Genomic DNA, 17,013 nt, shown 5'->3' on the forward strand with positions numbered 1-17,013 from the left:
CCGCTCGAGGCATCGTGACCGACGGCACCGGGGGAGATCCGAGGCGGGCGCCTCGCCCACGAAGTCCCGCGGCGGCGATGCACCTGCGGCCATGGCGTCGGGGGGCGGTGCTCTGCTAGGTCAGGCGTCTTCGGGACGGGCGAGAGGGACGCTATGATCGACGGGGTGCGGATTCTGGTCCTGGCGGCGCTCGCCGGCGTCGCCGTCGCGGGGCCGGCCACGGCGCAGGGCGCCAAGCCCGCCTTCGTGTTCACCGGCATCCCCGACCAGGACGAGAGCCGCCTGGTCGAGCGCTTCGGCAAGGTCGCGGCCTACCTCGAAGGCAAGCTCGGCGTGCCGGTGACCTACATCCCGGTGAAGAACTATCCGGCGGCCGTCACCGCCTTCACCAACGGGCAGGTGCAGCTCGCCTGGTTCGGCGGCTTCACCGGCGTGCAGGCCCGCAAGGCCGTGCCGGGCTCGCAGGCGATCGCGCAAGGGGCCGAGGATGCCGCCTTCAAGACCTACCTCATCGCCAACGCGAAGACCGGCCTTGCGAAGGCGGCCGACTTCCCGACGGACATCGCCGGCAAGAGCTTCACCTTCGGCTCGCGCGCCTCGACCTCGGGGCGGCTGATGCCGGAATACTTCATCCGGCAGGCCTTTCCCGGCAAGACCCCGGAGCAGGTCTTCCCGACGGTGGGCTTCTCGGGCGATCACAGCCGGACGATCCAGCTCGTCCAGTCGGGGGCCTTCGCCGTCGGCGCGGTCGACTACTCGGTCTGGGATCTCGACACCAAGGCCGGCAAGGTCGACCCCAAGGCGGTCTCGGTGATCTGGGAGAGCCCGACCTTCCCCGACTACCAGTGGACGGTCCGCGGCGACGTCGACGCGATCTACGGCGAAGGCTTCAGCGCGCGGCTGAAGGCGGCGCTCGTCGGCATCACCGATCCGGCGATCCTCGAGCCGTTCGGCCGCACGAAGTTCATCCCCGTCGACAACGCGGCCTATGCGCCGCTGATCGTGGTGGGCCGGTCGACCGGCCTGCTCGACTGACCCGACGATGGCCGAACCTGCGATCCGGCTGACGAACGCGAGCGCCGCCTACGACGGGCGCGCGGTGCTCTCCGGCATCGACCTGACGGTCCGCGCGGGCGAGCGGGTCGCGCTGATGGGGCGTTCCGGCGCCGGCAAGTCGACGCTGATCGGCCTGATCCAGGCGCAGGCCCCGGAGCGGGTCGCCCTGGTGCCGCAGGCGGCCGCGCTCGTGCGGACGCTGTCGGTGTTCCACAACGTCTACATGGGCCGGCTCGACCGCCGCTCGACCCTGCACAACCTGCGCACCCTGGCCTTCCCCGCCGCCGCCGACCTCGCCGAGATCCGCGCGGTGCTGGCCCGCGTCGGGCTGGCGGAGAAGATCCGCGACAAGGCCGGCGCGCTGTCGGGCGGGCAGCAGCAGCGGGTCTCGGTCGCCCGCGCGCTCTACAACGGCCGGCCGATCCTGGTCGGCGACGAGCCGGTCTCGGCGCTGGACCGGATGCAGGGCGCCGCGGTGCTCGCCGAGATGGCCCGCAGCCACGAGACCCTGGTGGTGGCCCTCCACGACGTCGCGCTGGCGCTCGCCCACACCGACCGGATCGTGGTGCTGGATGCCGGCCGCATCGTCCTGGACGCGCCGGCCCGCACCCTCGACGCCGCCGCGCTGAGCCCCTTCTACCAGGCGGCGGCGTGATCGGGCGGCAGCGCTCCGCCCCGGGCTACGCCGCCGTCAGCCGCTGGTTCGCGGCCGCGGCGCTCGCCGCGCTGTTTCTCGCCGACCTGCACGTCACCAGCCTGAACCCCTGGGCCGATCTCCAGCGCCTGCTGGCCGGGCTGATCCGGCCGGACCTGCTCTCGGTGGAGGGCTGGAGCGTCGTCTACACCGTCGCCTTCGCGGTGCTCGGCGTGACGTGTGGGGCCGGCACCGGGTTCCTGCTGGCGATTCCCTTCGCGCGGTTCCGCAGCATCCGCCTCCTCTGCGCCGGGCTCCGCGCCGTGCACGAGCTGTTCTGGGCGCTGCTGCTGATGCAGGTGTTCGGGCTCTCGGCCACCACCGGCATCCTCGCCATTGCCCTGCCCTACGCGGGCATCTGCGCGAAGGTCTATTCGGAGATCATCGAGGAGGCCGACCTCTCGGCCCTGCGGGTGCTGCCCGAGGGCACGGGCAGCGTCTCCGCCTTCCTCTACGCCCGCCTGCCGGAGGTCGCCGGGTCCTTCCGGCACTACACGCTCTACCGCTTCGAATGCGCCATGCGCTCGACCCTGGTGCTCGGCTTCATCGGCCTGCCGACCATGGGGTTCTATCTCGAATCCGCCTTCCGACAGGGGCGCTACGCCGAGGCCGGCGCGCTGCTCCTGGTGTTCTACGCGCTGATCGGCTCGCGCCGGCTCTGGGTGCGGGTGGGGTCCGTGCCGGTGCTGATCGCGGCGAGCGCGCTGGCGCTGCCGGCCACGATCGGCACCACGAACGTCGGCGCCAGCCTCCTCCGCTTCCTCACCCACGACGTCGTCCCCGCGCCCCTGCGCGGCGCCAGCCTTCTCGATCCCGAAACCCTGCCCCGCCTCTGGGCCTGGTTCGTGCCGATCCTCACCGGGCAGATCCTCCCCGGCGCGGTGCAGACGCTGGTGCTGGCGCAGATCGCCCTCGTCGCCACCGCCCTCGGCGCGCTCGTGCTGTTCCCGCTGGTGTCGCGCCGGTTCTCCGGCCGGTTCGGGTCGCCCGCGGGGCGCGTGCTCCTCGTGGTGCTGCGCTCGACGCCGGAATACATGCTCGCCTACGTGCTGCTGCAGATGCTCGGCCCCTCGATGCTGCCGGCGATCCTCGCGCTGTCGATCCACAACGCCGGCATCATCGGCTACCTGATGGGCCGCCACGCCGACGCGCTGCCCTACCGGGCGGACGCGCCGCGCGGCCTGAACCTCTACGCCTACGAGACCGTGCCGCGGCTCTACGGGCAGTTCCTCGCCTACTTGCTCTACCGCTGGGAACTGATCCTGCGCGAGAGCGCGATCTTCGGCATCCTCGGCGTCGCGACGCTCGGCTACTACGTCGACGCCGCGATCTCGGAATTGCGCCTCGACGTCGCCGTGGTGCTGATCGCGGCCACCGCCGCGATGACGGTCGCGGTCGATGCCGCGTCGCGGGCGCTGCGGACGGCGTTGCGCATCAACACCCTGCCGACGCGGCTCGCCGACCCCGTGACGGGACCCCCGCCGGCGCCCGCCCGGGCCTGAGATCGGATGCCAACCATGCTCAACTGCGCGATCCTCGACGACTACCAGGGCGTCGCCACCACGCTGGCGGACTGGTCTCCCGTCCGGGACCGGGTCGCGCTGCGGACCTTCCGCGCGGGCTTCGCGACGCAGGACGCGCTGGTCGAGGCCATCGCCGAGTGCGAGATCGTGGTGATGATGCGCGAGCGCACGCCGTTCCCAGCCGCCCTGCTCGCGCGCCTGCCGAAGCTGAAGCTCCTGGTCACGTCCGGCATGCGCAACGCGAGCATCGACCTCGCGGCGGCCAAGGCACGCGGCATCACCGTCTGCGGCACGGCGAGCGGTTCCGAGCCGCCGGTGGAGCTGACCTGGGCGCTGATCCTGGGCCTCGCCCGCCGCGTCGTGCCGGAGGCGAACGCGCTCCGGGCCGGCGGCTGGCAGACGAGCGTGGGCGCGGATCTCGCCGGCCGCCGCCTCGGCATCCTGGGGCTCGGCAAGATCGGGACCCGCGTCGCCCGCATCGGCCAGGCCTTCGGCATGGCGGTCTCGGCCTGGAGCCCGAACCTCACGGCGGAGCGGGCGGCGGAGGCCGGCGTCGCGCTTGCGCCGTCCAAGGCGGACCTGCTGGCCGGGAGCGACGTGGTCTCGATCCACCTGGTGCTGGGCGAGCGCACCCGCGGGCTCGTCGACGCCGCGGCGCTGGCGCTGATGCAACCCCACGCCCTGCTGATCAACACCGCGCGGGCGGGCCTCGTCGACGGGCCGGCGCTGCAGGCCGCGCTCCGGGAGGGGCGGATCGGCGGAGCCGGCCTCGACGTGTTCGAGACCGAGCCGCTGCCGGCGGACTCGCCCTGGCGCAGCCTGCCGAACCTACTGGCCCTGCCCCATCTCGGCTACGTCAGCGAGGCCAACTACCGCACCTACTTCACCGAGGCGGTGGCCGACATCCAAGGGTTTCTCGACGGCGCGCCGGTGCGGGTGATCGAGTGACGGACGCGATCGTCGCCGGATCGCCCGCGGGTCCCTTCTCCCAGGGGGAGAAGGACAGGATGAGGGGCGTGCGTCGTCCGGAGAGGCTGCACCTCTCACGCCGGTTCTCGGGTTCCAGGCTATCGGATTCGCCCCTTCCGCACCGATGAGCGGAAGGAGTAAGCTCCCCCACCCCGAGCGCTCGCGGGTCGAGGCATGAGACCCCTACGGAGAGGTCACGCCCCTCATCCCACCCTTCTCCCCCTGGGAGAAGGCGCCATGGAGCGCTGCCCCGGGATCACCCCTTCACCAGCGGGCAGCCGCCCTCGGCCAGCGGGCGGAACACCTCGTTGCCGGGGTTGACCGCCAGGACGTTGTAGAGGTCCCACTCGCCCTTGGATTGAGCCGGCGTCTTCACCTCGAACAGGTACATGTCGTGGATCTTGCGCCCGTCGGCGCGGATCGTGCCCTTGCCGAAGAGCGGGTCGTCGGTCGGCATGTCCTTCATCTTGGCGACGACGGCCGCGCCGTCCTTCGCCGAATGCAGCGCTGCCACCGCCTTCAAGTAGTGCAGGAAGCCGCCGTAGACGCCGGCCTGGTAGGCGGTGGGCTTGCGGCCGCCGTCGCGCTTCGCGAAGCGCTCGGAGAAGGCGCGGGTCCGGTCGTTGAGGTCCCAGTAGAACGCCTCGGTGAGCGTCAGCCCCTGGGCGATCGTGGTCCCGAGGGCGTGGATGTCGGTCGAGGAGATCAGCAGCGCGGCCAGCGCCTGCCCGCTCTCGCGGATGCCGAACTCGTGCGCCTGCTTGATCGCGTTGGCGGCATCGCCCCCGGCATTGGCGAGCCCGATCACCTTGGCCCCCGATCCCTGCGCCTGGATCAGGAACGACGAGAAGTCGGCGGTCGGGAACGGCGTCTTGACGGTGCCGAGCACCGTGCCGCCGTTCTTGAGCACCACCGCGCGGGTGTCGCGCTCCAGCGCGAGGCCGAAGGCGTAGTCGGCGGCGAGGAAGAACCAGGTGTCGCCGCCGCGCTTCAGCATCGCCTTGCCGTTGCTGGTCGCGAGCGCCACCGTGTCGTAGGTCCAGTGCACGGTGTTGGGGGTGCATTGCGCGCCGGTGAGGTCCGGCGTGCCGCCGCCGGAATTCACGAAGACCTTGTTCTTCTCGCGGGTGATCGCGTTGACGGCCAGCGCCACCGAGGAGGTCGGCACGTCGAACACCGCGTCGACCCCGTCGCGGTCGTACCATTGCCGGGTCAGCGCGGCGCCGATGTCGGGCTTGTTCTGGTGGTCGGCGGAGACGATCTCGACGGACAGCCCGTGCTCGGCCGGCTTGAAATCCTCGAGCGCCAGGCGCGCGGCGATCACCGCGCCCTCGCCGGTGGAGTCGGAATAGACCCCCGAGCGGTCGTTGAGCACGCCGATCTTGACGGGCGCGAGGTCCGTCGGGGCGGTCTTCTCCTGTGCGAGCGCCGCGTGCGCGCCGACGAGGCAGGCGGCCGCGGTGACGAGGTGGCGGATCATGGCGTCTCTCCCGAGGGACGCCGCCGGCAGCGTTCATCGCCGCTCGGCCTTCGCGTCCGGACGCCATTGAGCGCGAAAGGCGGCCGCCTGTCAGCCGTCCGTCGTGCCGGATCGGGCCGTGTGTAACCGGGGTGCGCGCGGGCCGGAGGCCTCAGCCGGCCGCCAGCCCCGGGACCGGCACGCCGAACGCCTGCGCCAGCAGGACCGCGTTGAGGCACAGCACGAGGGCCGCGCCCGCCACCGCCGCGACCCGCGTCGCCCGCCGGTTGGCGAAGGCGCCCATCAGGTCCGGGCGGCGGGTGAACAGCACCAGCGCGATCATCGGCACCGGCAGCGCCAGCGACAGCACCACCTGCGAGAGCACCAGCGCGCGGGTCGGGTCGACGCCGATCCCGATCACCACGAAGGCCGGCACCATCGTCGCCAGCCGCCGCACGATCAGCGGCACGCGCCAGCCCAGGAAGCCCTGCATCACCATCTGCCCGGCCATCGTGCCGACCACCGAGGACGAGACGCCGGACGCGATCAGCGAGACCAGGAACGCGCCCGCGGCCGCCGGGCCGAGCAGCGGCGTCAGCGTCCTGTAGGCCTGGTCGATCTCGGCGACCTCGCTGTGGCCGAGGTGGAAGGCGGCCGCCGCCATGATCACCATGGCGATGTTGACCAGGCCGGCGAGCGCCAGCGCCACCACCACCTCGCGGTTCGAGTAGCGCAGGAGCAGGCGCCGGTCGGCGTCGTTGCGGACCCCGCCGCGTCCCTGCGTCAGCCCCGAATGCAGGAACAGCGCGTGCGGCATCACCGTCGCGCCGATGATGCCGACCGCGATGGTCAGCGCCTCGGCGTCCGGGATCCGCGGCGTCGTCAGCCCCCTGGCCGCGTCGGCCCAGGCGATCGGCGCGATGAACAGCTCGATCGCGTAGCAGAGGCCGATGGTCGCCACCATCGCGCCGATGACGATCTCCATCCAGCGGAATCCGCCGCGCTCGAGCAGCAGGATCGCGTAGGTGACGACGGCCGTGACCACCATGCCGGCGAACAGCGGCATCCCGGTGAGCAGGGCCAGGCCGATCGCGCCGCCGAGGAATTCCGCGAGGTCGGTGGCCATCGCGGCGAGCTCGCTCACCGCCCACATCGCGAGCCGCACGGGCCTTGGGAACTCGTCGCGGCAGAGCTCGGCGAGGTTGCGGCCGGTGACGATGCCGAGCTTGGCCGAGAGCGCCTGGAACAGCATCGCCACGAGGTTGGCGGCGAGCACCACCCAGAGCAGGCCGTAGCCGTACTTGGCGCCGGCCTGGATGTTCGTCGCGAAGTTGCCGGGGTCCATGTAGGCGATCGACGCCATTACGGCCGGCCCGGTGAACAGCAGGAAGCGGCCGCGCCCGACGGCCCGCCCGTCGAGCACGTCGCGGATGCGCCGCTCCGTGCGCAGGCTTAGGCTGTCGCGCTGCGGTGCGGTCCGGCCGCCGGCCGGCGTGTCCGCGATGGGTTGGTCCATGAACGTCGCCGCGATCCTGCCCGGCCCCGTGCCGCGCCCTTTATAGCATGAGCTATAAAGATGTGCTCGGGCTCAAGGTCAAGATCGAATCTTGCGCGCGCCCGGGGCTCCCCTTCCGCGCCGCTTTTGCTAAACAGGCTGCCTGCGCCGCAGCCGCCCGGCCTATGGGTGTGATCGCAGGCTTCGGGCGCGAAACCGCAAAGCGTTTCCGCGCGACCTGCCCAAGGGGGGAGAGAGCCGGCACCATGCAGGATCCGCCACGATCCGAGCCCGCGCTCATCGACCCGGAGGTCCATGTCGAGAGCTTCCGGCAGGCCCGCGAGGCCCGGCGCTCCGAGCTCGTCGAGGACTACGTCGAGCTGATCGCCGACCTGATCGGCGACGGCGGCGAGGCGCGCCAGGTCGACATCGCCGCCCGCCTCGGCGTGGCGCAGCCGACCGTCGCCAAGATGCTGAAGCGGCTGGCCGAGGACGGCCTCGTGCAGCAGCGCCCCTATCGCGGCGTGTTCCTCACCGAGGCCGGACGGGCGCTCGCGAGCCAGGCGCGCGAGCGCCACCGCATCGTCGAGCGCTTCCTGTGCGCCCTCGGGGTCAGCCCCGAGACGGCGCGGCGCGACGCCGAGGGCATCGAGCACCATGTCAGCGGCGAGACCCTGGAGGCGTTCCGGCGCTTCTGCGAAGGCCGGCCCGACGCGTGACGCTCGGCGCCTTCGACCCGGGTCGGAGGCATCCGCCGCAGCGGCGGCCCACGTTCGCGCCTGCGGCCGAGCCTCGTCGCCTCCGAAGGCGGATCTCACCCGAACAGGTCGACGGTGGTGAAGCCGCGGGCTTCCAGGCGCTCGGCGAGCACGCGCCGGTGGCAGCGCTCGGGGTCGCGCTCGAAGCAGAGCAGGCAGGTCGGCGCGGCCTCGGCCATCCCGGCGAGCGCATCGAGGGCGAGGCCGCCGTCGGCGGTGTCGAGCACGGCCTCGCAGTAGATCCTGCGCATCAGCGCCGCGTCGTGGCCGCGGGCCGCCTCGCGCCCGGCCTTCGGCGTGCCGAGGCTGCGCAGGTGGGCGTAGGCGAGGCCCGCCTCCTCGATCCCGGCCTTGAGCGCCCCCTTCGAGAACCCGCGCTTGCGCGAGTTGGCGACCGCCCGCACGTCCGCGAGCAGGCCGCATCCGGCCTCGCGGAGGGCGGCGGTCAGGCGCTCCGGATCGAGCCCTTCGTAACCTATGGTGAACAGAACCTTACCCAACCCGAGCCCTCCGAAGAAGCGAGGCGGCAGCGTGACTTAACCCGCGGCGCGCGGGCCGGCGCGGACGCGCTCCACGCGGTCATGTGTCTCGTCCGACACGGGTTCCGGAATTCCGCCGCATTGACGGCAAAAGTCTGTTAACCGCCCCGGGGCCATCGAATAGCTCTGTTGTGGCGCTTCACCAGATGGCGGGCCGGGCATCGATGTCGCTGAGGAATGCTCGTCCTGTGGATCTCGCCTCGACCTCGGCCGGCCTGCGCGCGGTCGCCAAGCGCATCCTGGCGGCGACGCTTCTGGCGAGCCTCGCGGCTTGCGCCTCCAACAACGACTTCTACCCGACGAACGGCGACGCGAAGCCCCATCCGGGCGTCGCGCGGGCCAAGAGCCATCCGATCCAGGGCATCGACATCTCGAAGTGGCAGGGGCCGGTCGACTGGGCCTCGGTGCGCGCCGCCGGCACCCAGTTCGCCTTCATCAAGGCGACGGAGGGCGGCGACCACGTCGACGACCGCTTCCGCGCCAACTGGGACGCCGCCGGCCAGGCGGGCGTGCCGCGCGGCGCCTACCACTTCGTGTTCTGGTGCCGCTCGGCCAAGGAGCAGATGGACTGGTTCAAGAAGAACGTCCCCAACGACCCGACCGCCCTGCCCCCGGTGCTGGACGTGGAGTGGAACGGCCATTCGCAGACCTGCCCGAAGAAGCTGCCGAAGGCGCAGGCCCTGGCGATGACGACCTACATGCTCGAGGAGATGGAGCGGTACACCGGCAAGCGGCCGATCATCTACACCGACATCACCTTCCACAAGGACGTGCTCGAGGGCGAGCTGCCGGATTACCCGCATTGGCTGCGCTCGACCGCAGCCGAGCCCGAGCAGCGCTTCGCCAACCGCAAGTGGATGCTGTGGCAGTTCACCTCGACCGGCCGTGTGCCGGGGGTGCGCGGCGACGTCGACCGCAACGCCTTCTACGGTACGCCGGCCGAGTGGGCCTCGTTCCTCTCGACCGATTGCGACCCACGCGAGCACCGCCGCCTCTCCGAGCAGGGCCTCTGCACCGGCAAGTAGAAAGCCGGCCGGCATCCCTCTGAAAGCGCTTCCCGCCGACGCGCGATCGCGCCGGCGCAGCCGCGCGCAAATGTCGAAAAATCATCGAATTTGCGCGTCTTCTGTCCACTAATGGACGGACTGCGGCCGGGTCGCTCCTGTAGGTTGTGACGATCCGCCCTCCACCGTCGAATCGCATGTCGGTCGCGTCTTCCTCCCCGTTCGACGGCAATCGCCTGCTCGAGAGCCTGCGCGGCGCCGACCGCGCCCTGCTGGCGCCGCATCTCGAGCCGGCCGCCTACGAGAAGGGCGACGTGCTCTTCGCCGCCGGCGCCGAGGTCGGCGCGATCACGTTTCCCTGCCGGCAGACGGTCGTGACCCTGCTGATCGCGATGCAGGACGGCCGCAGCGCCGAGACCGCCACGATCGGCTGCGAGGGCGCCGTCGGCGGCGCGGTCAGCGACGGCCGGGTTCCCGCCTCCACCAGCGCGGTCGTGCAGGTCGGCGGACCGGCCCTGCGCCTGGATGCGGCGCGCCTGCAGGAGGCCAAGCGCCGCTCGGCGAGCCTGCGCGCCCTGTTCACCCGCTACGCCGACTGCCTGCTGGCGCAGGTGCTGCAATCGGTGGCCTGCAACGCCCTGCACCCGATCGAGGCGCGCTGCCTGCGCTGGCTGCTGACCCTCCAGGACCGGATCGACGGCGACGTGCTGCCCGTGACCCACGAGCAGCTCGCCGCGATGCTCGGGGTCCAGCGCACCTATCTCACCCGCATCCTCAGCACGCTGCAGGCGCAGGGCCTGCTGCGCGTCGGGCGCGGCCGCATCACGATCCTCGACCGCACCGCGATGGTGGACGCCGCCTGCGAGTGCCACGGCGTCGTCCGCCGCCACTACGATACCGTGCTCGGCAGCATCCACGCCGTCGGCGGCGCGTCGGAGCGCGCGGCGGCGACCGACCGCGACGAGGGCGGAAGGAGGCGGGATGCGGCGCGCTGAACCCCGCTTCCCCATCCCACGGCCCGAGGCCGCCGCGGCGTGCGGATCGCCGCGGACGCCGCGGTGAGCGCCCCGTCCACCCTTCCCGACCGACCGGTGCGGGCCGCGCCCCGCGTAGATTCCGGAGCGCATCCGGCCAAGACCGGCTTCGACGACACCGTGCTGCTCGCGCGTGCGCTCCTCGGTGCGCCGGCCTCCTTCCTCGGCCTCGTTGACGGCGACGGCTTGGCGGTGGCGGCACGCCTCGGGATCGCCGCGCCCGACGGGCGGGCGCTGGCACGGCTGCTCTCGCGAGGGGGGCTCGATCGGGGCGGAGGCGTCCGCCAGGGACAAGTCCTCCCCCACGGCGACATCTTCCGAGACGACCTCTGCGTCCTGCCCGACCTCCGCGTCCTCGCCGACCGGGGCGCGGGGCCCGGTGGAGGCGCGCTCCCGTTCGGCTTCCTCGCGGCGCTCCGCCTCGTCTCGCGCGACGGCGTCCCGCTCGGGACGCTCTGCGTCCTCGACACCCTGCCGCGCGCCGGCCTCGCGCCCGGCCAGGAGGCGGCCTTCCGGGCGCTCGGGCGCCGCACGGTCGGCCTGCTAGAGAGCCGCGCCGCCCTCGACCGTCGGGAGGCGCGCCTCGCCCGGCAGCGCCAAGCCCTCGCGGCGCGCGCCGCCACCACCGTCCGCCTCGGCGAGAGCGCGCTGCTGATGCGGCTGGCGATCGAGGCGACCGAGATCGGGATCTGGGACTACGACCCGCTCGCCGACCGCCTCGATTGCGATGCCCACGCCCGCCGGCTGCTCGGGCTCGACGCGGCGCAGCCGGCGAACCTGGCGCGGACCTTCCTGCGGGCGATCCACCCGGACGACCGGATGCGCGCCGCCGCCGACCTGCGCACCGCCCTCGACCCGGAGGGCGACGGGCGGTTCGGCGGCGACTACCGGCTGGCGCGGCCCGACGATGCGCCCTGCTGGGTCGCGATCTGCGGCCGTCCGGTGCTCGCCGGCGGCCGGGCCAACCGGATCGTCGGGAGCGTCCGGGACGTCACCGCGCGCAAGGTCGCAGACCTCGCCTCGGAGGCCGTCCGCGAGCGCTACCGCCTGATCGCGCGGGCGACCAGCGACGCGATCCGCGACTGGGACCTCGTCGCCGACACGGTCACGTGGAACGAGGCGCTCCAGACCGCCTACGGCTGGGCCCCGGACGGCGAGGCCGCCACCGGGGCATGGTGGCTGGCGCAGGTCCACCCGGCCGACCGCGACCGGGTCGAGGCGGCGCTCGGCACCGCGATCCGGGGCGGGAGCGACGCCTGGAGCCTCGAATACCGCTTCCTGCGCGCCGACGGACGCCACGCCGACGTGCTCGACCGCGGCTACGTGATCCGCGACGCGGACGGCACGCCGGTGCGCATGGTCGGCGCGATGCTCGACCTGAGCGAGCGCAACCGCGCCGAGGCCGATGTCCGCGCGATCTTCGAGGGCGCCAACGTCGGCATCGTCCAGCTCGATCCGCACAGCCTGGAGGTGCTGAGCGTCAACGCCAAGCTCTGCGCCATCTGGGGCGCGCCGGCCGCCGCCATCGTCGGCCGGTCGGTGACGCTGTGGACCCCGCAGGAGGATGCGGCCGAGCGCGACACCCTGCACCGGCGCCTCGCCGCCGGCGAGGTCCTGCGCGAGACCCTGGAGAAGCGCTACCGCCGTGCCGACGGCCGCATCATCTGGGCCCGGGTCAACCTCGTGTCGCAGGCGCTGGGCGACCGGCTCCAGACCACCGCGATGATCGAGGACATCACGCTGGAGCGCACCACCGAGGCGCGCCACCGTGCGCTCATCGCGCTGGGCGACGCGCTGCGCGACGCCTCGGGCCGGACCGAGGCGATCGGTGCCGCCGCCGCGATCCTCGGCGCGACGCTTCCGGCGACGCGGGCGGGCTACGGCGCCGTCGATGTCGCGGGCGGCGTGTTCCAGGTCGAGGCCGCCTGGACCGCGGCGGACGCCGACCCGGCCGGCCCGCCGCCGCCCTGCCCGCTCACCGCCTTCCCCGAGACCCTGGCGCGCCTGGCCTCGGGCCTGCCGCAGGCGATCCCCGATATCGCCGATCCGGCGCTGGCCGGCGATGCCGCGGCCTATGCCGGCATGGGCGCACGGGCCGCGATCAATGTCCCGCTGACGCGGCTCGGCCGGCTCGCCGGGGTACTGTTCGTCCACGACCGCGCGCCGCGCGCCTGGGCCGCCGGCGAGATCGCCTTCGTGCGCGAGGTCGCCGAGCGGCTCTGGGGCACGCTCGGGCGCATCCAGGCCGAGGACCAGCAGGCGCTCCGTAACCGCGAGCTCAGCCACCGCCTCAAGAACACCCTCGCGATGGTCCAGGCCATCGCGTCGCAGACCCTGCGCAACGCCCCCGATTTCGAGAGCGCCAAGGAGGCGCTCGCCGCCCGGCTGATCGCCCTGGGCAAGGCGCACGACATCCTCCTGACGGGCGCGCGCGAGAGCGCCGGCATCGCCGCGGTGATCGCCGGGGCGCTGGCGATCCACGACGACGGCCAGGCCGGGCGCCTCGCCCTCGACGGGCCGGAGATCGAGGTCGGCCCGAAGGCGGCGCTGTCGCTGGCGCTGATGATGCACGAGCTCGCCACCAACGCGGCCAAGTACGGCGCGCTCTCGGTGCCCGGCGGCCGCGTGGCCGTGACGTGGTCGCTCGATGCCGACGCCATGGTGCGGATGCTGTGGACCGAGCGCGGCGGTCCCAAGGTCGCGCCGCCGACGCGGAAGGGCTTCGGGTCGCGGCTGATCGAGCGCGGGCTCGCGGGCGCGGTCGGGGGCGCGGTCGGCCTCGCCTACGAGCCCAACGGGGTCGTCTGCCGCGTCGAGGCACCGCTGTCGGGCTTCCAGGCCGTGGAGTAGGCCGCGCCCGGGTCGGCGCGGGATGAGACCGCCCCGCCAAAGCGTCTCTTACGGTATCCGTCGTCCGATCCCACATCCTCCGAGATGTTCTTCCGCCGCGCCCGAAGCGACAGCTTGTGCGACCTGCCCGGTCTGGAGACCGCGCGACTGTCGATCGACGTGCTGATTCCGGGCGATGCGGAGGCGCTGCGGAGCCTCACCGACGACCCGGCGATCACCGGCGCCGTCGATTTCCTGCCCGCGCCCTTCACGCTCGAGGATGCCCGCAGGCTCATCGCCTCGGGACGCCGCCGCGAGGATCGGTTCTTCGGCGCCCGGACGCGCGAGGGCCGAACCCTGGTCGGGGTGGTCGGGACGCACCTGCGCGGAACCGAGGCGGTCGAGATCGGCTACTGGGTCGGCGGCGCCGCCCGGGGGCGCGGCCTCGCCACGGAAGCGGTGTCGGGCATCCTGGGATCGCTGTCGCTGCGCTTTCCGGCCCGCACGATCGTTGCCGAGTGCCGTCCCGGCAACGTCGCCTCCTGGGGGCTCCTGACCAAGCTCGGGTTCCGCGACACCGGCGAGGAGGGGCACCGCCCGGGCCGGCGGCTGATGGCGCGGCGGGCGATCTGAGGAGGGCTCGCGCGTCCCGACGCCCGCCAGACCTCGGCAAGGCGGGAACGATTTCGATCATTTGGGCAAATTTACCGGTCTCACGTGCCAATTAGGACCGTGATAACCGATTCATAGGAACATGCTCCACGGACTTGAGGTGGGGCGCGGGCATGGACAGCGCGGAAAACGGCTTCGTCGACGCGCGCGAAACCGTGCGCGAACGCGTCGGCGGCTGGGCGGTCCGCCGCCGCATCGCGCAGGCCGGGCCGACCCTGCTTCTCGTCGTCGGCGCCCTGCTCCTGCCGAACGCGCTGGCCATCCTGGCAAGCCTCTGGATCGGCATTCCGGCACGATCCGCTCCGATCGCGGCCTACGTCGTCGTGATCCTGGTCGGCATCCGGCTGCCGCCCCTTGCCGTGGTGCCGCTCTACCTCACGGTCGTGGCCTTCGACCTGCTGATGATCGTCACCGAGATCTTTTTCCTCGACATCGGATCCATCCATCACAACCTCGATGCCCTGACGCATGTCCGGTTGCTGAGCTCGCCGCTCTATGCGGGGCTCACGGCGGCCCTGACGGCATTCGTCGCGGCCGGCCTGTGGTTCCTCGTGCGCTACAGGGCACCCATGGTCCGAGGCAACAGGATCGTCCTCGCCCTGGCGGTGTCGGGATTCCTGTTCGCCGACATCGCGATCAACAGCTCGGCCAGCCTTTCTCTCGGCCCGGCCGCCGCCATCGGTCAGCCCTTCCAATCCGCGGTCCAGGCGTCGGGCTTCGCCGCCCTGACGGAGCCGTCGCCGCGGAAGCCGAACGTCCTTCTCGTGCTCGTCGAGAGCCTGGGCGTCCTGCGCGACCCGCGCCAGAGGGAGGTGCTGTTCTCCGCCTTCGACGACGCGGCCTTGAGGGAGGCCTTCAGCATCACGACCGGCACGACGAGCTTCTTCGGGGCGACCTCGTACGGGGAGATGCGCGAGCTCTGCCATTCGCGCTCGGCCTACACCGTTCTCCTCGACGGGCACGGACCGACCTGCCTTCCGGCCCAGCTCGCCGCGCGAGGCTACCGCACCGTCTCGGTCCACGGGTTCACGAGCGCCTTCTACGATCGGTCGTCCTGGTACCCGAAGGCGGGCTTCGTCCGAAGCGTGTTCCAGGACACCGCGACCACGGCCTACACGCGGCACTGCGGCGGCGCGTTCGTCGGCCCCTGCGACGTCGACATCGCCGAAACCATCGACGACCGGCTGTCGAAGGCGACGCAGCCGCTGTTCGTGTACTGGGTCACGCTCAATTCCCATGTCCCGGTCAGGCCCGGGGAGGCGACGCCGCGCCACGACTGCAAGACCGGTGGGCCCTTCGGCGATCCGGAGGTCTGCGCGATGGCCGAGATCTGGGAGGACCTGTTCGCGGCGGTCTCGCGTCTCGCGATCCGCAATCCGGGTACGGAGATCCTCCTGGTCGGCGATCATGCCCCGCCGCTCTGACGCCGGGCGGCCCGCGTCCGCTTCGAGCCGGACCGGGTTCCCTGGATCCGGCTCGCGCCGCGCCATCCGGCCACGCCCGTCCTGTACCGGACGGCATCCCCGCAATAGCTTCCGACCGGCGGATCGCCGCGCGGCTCACCGGGCCGCGGCGGGCATCCCGGCCGGCATCGCCCCGCGCCCGCGATAGATCACCAGCGTCGCGACCAGTCCCAGGGCGCCGCCGAGCGACATCCACAGGCCGGGCGCGGCCTTGTCGCCGGTCGCCGCGATCAGCCACGTGGCGACGAGCGGCGTCATGCCGCCGAACAGGGCGGTCGCCAGCGAGTAGGCGAGCGAGAAGCCGGCGGTCCGGACCTCGACCGGAACGACCTCGGTCAGCGCCACCACCATCGCGCCGTTGTAGCTGCCGTAGAGGAACGAGAACCACAGCAGCACGGCGAGCATCGCCCCGAAGCTGATGTGACCCACGAGCCAGGTCAGCGCCGGGTAGGCGGTGAGCAGGGTCAGCGCCGAGAACGCGATCAGGAGCGGCTTGCGGCCGATCCGGTCGGACAGCGCCCCCATCACCGGGAGCCAGAACAGGTTCGAGACCGCGACGCAGAAGGTCACGAGCAGGCTGTCGGTGTCGGTGAGCTTGAGGACGCTCTTGCCGAAGGTCGGCGTGTAGACAGTGATCGTGTAGAACGCGATCGTGGTCATCGCGACCATCAGCATGCCGAGCAGCACGATCCGCCAGTTCGTCGCGAGCGTCCGGAAGATCTCGGCCGCCTCCGGCCGGTGCTTGCGCTCGGCGAAGGCCTTGGTCTCCTCCAGCGAGTTGCGGATGTAGAACAGGAACGGCACCAGCGCGCAGCCGATGAGGAACGGCACCCGCCAGCCCCATTCCGACATCTGCTCCGGCACCAGCGCGTGGCTCAGCCCGTAGCCGATCGCGGCGGCGGCCATGATCGCCACCTGCTGGCTCCCCGATTGCCAGGACACGTAGAAGCCCTTGCGGCCGGGCGTCGCCATCTCCGACAGGTAGACCGAGACGCCGCCGAGCTCGACGCCCGCCGAGAAGCCTTGGAGCAGCCGGCCGATCAGGACGAGGGCCGGGGCGAGCAGGCCGATGGTGGCGTAGGCCGGCACGAAGGCGATCAGCACCGTGCCGGCGGCCATGATCGCCAGCGTGGTGATCAGCCCCTTGCGGCGCCCGACCCGGTCGACGTAGGCGCCGAGCAGCACGGCGCCGAGCGGCCGCATCAGGAAGCCGGCACCGAACGTCATGAAGGTCAGCATCAGGGAGGCGAACTCGTCGCCGGCCGGGAAGAACGCCTTCGCGATGTGGGTCGCGTAGAAGCCGAACAGGAAGAAGTCGAACATCTCCAGGAAGTTGCCGCTGGTGACGCGGAGCACCGCCCCGACCGTCGACCCGGAGGATTTTTCGTAAGGTCCCGCCACGGCTGCGCCTCGTCCCGCGATCCGGCCTGCGCCGTCCGCGCCACTGTTCGCCGGGACGGGCGCGGGCTCAAGTCGCGATGTCGCCGATCGGGGGACTTTTTCGCGCGCTTGAACGTG

General features: G+C 72.2%; 14 protein-coding genes. 10 read left to right on the forward strand and 4 right to left on the reverse strand.

Annotated features, from left to right (window positions below; genetic code table 11):
- Positions 1–165 precede the first annotated feature (165 nt).
- Genes MKK55_RS02760 through MKK55_RS02775 form a run of 4 tightly spaced genes read left to right on the forward strand, consistent with a single transcriptional unit; the run spans position 166 to position 4,221 of the window.
- Positions 166–1,035 (forward strand): putative selenate ABC transporter substrate-binding protein, encoded by an 870-nt coding sequence (locus tag MKK55_RS02760; RefSeq protein ID WP_243933171.1) that lies wholly within the window; start codon positions 166–168, stop codon positions 1,033–1,035.
- A 7-nt stretch (positions 1,036–1,042) separates the two neighbouring features.
- A complete protein-coding gene (locus MKK55_RS02765) occupies positions 1,043–1,711 on the forward strand; it encodes an ATP-binding cassette domain-containing protein (protein ID WP_243933172.1) in 669 nt (222 codons plus the stop codon).
- Entirely contained in the window at positions 1,708–3,252 is a 1,545-nt protein-coding gene (locus tag MKK55_RS02770) for a PhnE/PtxC family ABC transporter permease (protein WP_147727179.1), read from the forward strand. The genes MKK55_RS02765 and MKK55_RS02770 overlap by 4 nt, the downstream gene beginning before the upstream one ends.
- Positions 3,253–3,267: 15 nt before the next feature.
- Positions 3,268–4,221 (forward strand): D-2-hydroxyacid dehydrogenase family protein, encoded by a 954-nt coding sequence (locus tag MKK55_RS02775; protein ID WP_210246705.1) that lies wholly within the window; start codon positions 3,268–3,270, stop codon positions 4,219–4,221.
- Between the two features lie 277 nt (positions 4,222–4,498).
- On the opposite strand, the gene MKK55_RS02780 is transcribed toward MKK55_RS02775, so the two are convergent.
- Both MKK55_RS02780 and MKK55_RS02785 read right to left on the reverse strand, forming a co-directional pair.
- On the reverse strand, positions 4,499–5,722 hold the full coding sequence (locus MKK55_RS02780; RefSeq protein ID WP_147727181.1) for an ABC transporter substrate-binding protein: 1,224 nt from the start codon (positions 5,720–5,722) through the stop codon (positions 4,499–4,501).
- A gap of 151 nt (positions 5,723–5,873) precedes the next feature.
- The gene (locus tag MKK55_RS02785) at positions 5,874–7,217 is read right to left on the reverse strand and encodes an Nramp family divalent metal transporter (protein WP_243933173.1); all 1,344 of its coding nucleotides are present in this window, start codon (positions 7,215–7,217) and stop codon (positions 5,874–5,876) included.
- A gap of 245 nt (positions 7,218–7,462) precedes the next feature.
- On the opposite strand from MKK55_RS02785, the gene mntR reads away from it, so the two are divergent.
- Positions 7,463–7,915: a manganese-binding transcriptional regulator MntR gene (gene mntR, locus MKK55_RS02790; protein ID WP_147727183.1), complete on the forward strand. Its 453-nt coding sequence runs from the start codon at positions 7,463–7,465 to the stop codon at positions 7,913–7,915.
- A 95-nt stretch (positions 7,916–8,010) separates the two neighbouring features.
- Here mntR and MKK55_RS02795 read toward each other — a convergent pair whose 3' ends face one another.
- A complete protein-coding gene (locus MKK55_RS02795; RefSeq protein WP_147841730.1) occupies positions 8,011–8,454 on the reverse strand; it encodes a DUF488 family protein in 444 nt (147 codons plus the stop codon).
- Between the two features lie 203 nt (positions 8,455–8,657).
- Here MKK55_RS02795 and MKK55_RS02800 point away from each other — a divergent pair, with 203 nt between their 5' ends.
- The 5 genes from MKK55_RS02800 (at position 8,658) to MKK55_RS02820 (ending at position 15,456) form a co-directional block, all read left to right on the forward strand.
- Positions 8,658–9,518: a glycoside hydrolase family 25 protein gene (locus tag MKK55_RS02800; RefSeq protein WP_243933174.1), complete on the forward strand. Its 861-nt coding sequence runs from the start codon at positions 8,658–8,660 to the stop codon at positions 9,516–9,518.
- Positions 9,519–9,694: 176 nt separating this feature from the next.
- Positions 9,695–10,492: a Crp/Fnr family transcriptional regulator gene (locus MKK55_RS02805; protein WP_243933176.1), complete on the forward strand. Its 798-nt coding sequence runs from the start codon at positions 9,695–9,697 to the stop codon at positions 10,490–10,492.
- A gap of 63 nt (positions 10,493–10,555) precedes the next feature.
- Positions 10,556–13,381, forward strand: a complete 2,826-nt coding sequence (locus MKK55_RS02810) for a PAS domain-containing protein (RefSeq protein ID WP_243933177.1) — start codon at positions 10,556–10,558, stop codon at positions 13,379–13,381.
- Between the two features lie 84 nt (positions 13,382–13,465).
- Positions 13,466–13,993: a GNAT family N-acetyltransferase gene (locus MKK55_RS02815; protein ID WP_147727647.1), complete on the forward strand. Its 528-nt coding sequence runs from the start codon at positions 13,466–13,468 to the stop codon at positions 13,991–13,993.
- A gap of 152 nt (positions 13,994–14,145) precedes the next feature.
- Complete coding sequence (locus tag MKK55_RS02820; protein WP_243933178.1) at positions 14,146–15,456, forward strand: sulfatase-like hydrolase/transferase; 1,311 nt, start codon at positions 14,146–14,148, stop codon at positions 15,454–15,456.
- Positions 15,457–15,591: 135 nt separating this feature from the next.
- Here MKK55_RS02820 and MKK55_RS02825 read toward each other — a convergent pair whose 3' ends face one another.
- The gene (locus MKK55_RS02825) at positions 15,592–16,896 is read right to left on the reverse strand and encodes an MFS transporter (RefSeq protein WP_147727649.1); all 1,305 of its coding nucleotides are present in this window, start codon (positions 16,894–16,896) and stop codon (positions 15,592–15,594) included.
- Positions 16,897–17,013: the final 117 nt, after the last annotated feature.

The organism is Methylobacterium sp. J-059, from assembly GCF_022829485.1.
GTDB lineage: Bacteria > Pseudomonadota > Alphaproteobacteria > Rhizobiales > Beijerinckiaceae > Methylobacterium.

Coding starts and splice junctions, on each gene's coding strand:
- mntR (WP_147727183.1), top strand. CDS start 7,463: ATGCAGGATCCGCCACGATCCGAGCCCGCGCTCATCGACCCGGAGGTC.
- MKK55_RS02800 (WP_243933174.1), top strand. CDS start 8,658: ATGTCGCTGAGGAATGCTCGTCCTGTGGATCTCGCCTCGACCTCGGCC.
- MKK55_RS02805 (WP_243933176.1), top strand. CDS start 9,695: ATGTCGGTCGCGTCTTCCTCCCCGTTCGACGGCAATCGCCTGCTCGAG.
- MKK55_RS02765 (WP_243933172.1), top strand. CDS start 1,043: ATGGCCGAACCTGCGATCCGGCTGACGAACGCGAGCGCCGCCTACGAC.
- MKK55_RS02785 (WP_243933173.1), bottom strand. CDS start 7,217: ATGGACCAACCCATCGCGGACACGCCGGCCGGCGGCCGGACCGCACCG.
- MKK55_RS02780 (WP_147727181.1), bottom strand. CDS start 5,722: ATGATCCGCCACCTCGTCACCGCGGCCGCCTGCCTCGTCGGCGCGCAC.
- MKK55_RS02820 (WP_243933178.1), top strand. CDS start 14,146: ATGGACAGCGCGGAAAACGGCTTCGTCGACGCGCGCGAAACCGTGCGC.
- MKK55_RS02815 (WP_147727647.1), top strand. CDS start 13,466: ATGTTCTTCCGCCGCGCCCGAAGCGACAGCTTGTGCGACCTGCCCGGT.
- MKK55_RS02775 (WP_210246705.1), top strand. CDS start 3,268: ATGCTCAACTGCGCGATCCTCGACGACTACCAGGGCGTCGCCACCACG.